Here is a 278-nt window from a genome sequence, read left to right as displayed (position 1 = left end):
AAGTGATCACCTAAGATCATTATATCCTTGGTTTCGATTTTGAGTCGGATATCATGTTGTACTGTATTTATTTCTAAATGTTCAATTACTTTTTGAATTAATGGTATGATTTCTACATTTTTTTCATATATCTGTTTACCGGACTCCATCCTTTGAACACCCAGGAAATCATTGATAAGTGCGGTAAGTCTTCTTGCTTCATTGTAGATTGTCTGTACATATTTTGTCTGTCTTTCGGATTTCATGGGTTTGTCAGCATCAATTCGGTAAAACCATGG

The 278-nt window shown here is 33.8% G+C and carries 1 protein-coding gene; it reads right to left on the bottom strand.

Annotated features, from left to right (window positions below; genetic code table 11):
- Positions 1-245, bottom strand: a 245-nt coding sequence (locus SB822_RS56680; protein WP_410859051.1) for a histidine kinase dimerization/phospho-acceptor domain-containing protein, incomplete at its 3' end; no start/stop codon positions are given.
- Positions 246-278 lie beyond the last annotated feature (33 nt).

It is taken from the genome of Paraburkholderia sp. SIMBA_054, from assembly GCF_046534875.1.
GTDB lineage: Bacteria > Pseudomonadota > Gammaproteobacteria > Burkholderiales > Burkholderiaceae > Paraburkholderia > Paraburkholderia hospita.
The sequence above is the reverse complement of the archived record's forward strand: the minus strand, read 5'-3'. Positions and strand labels throughout refer to the sequence as shown.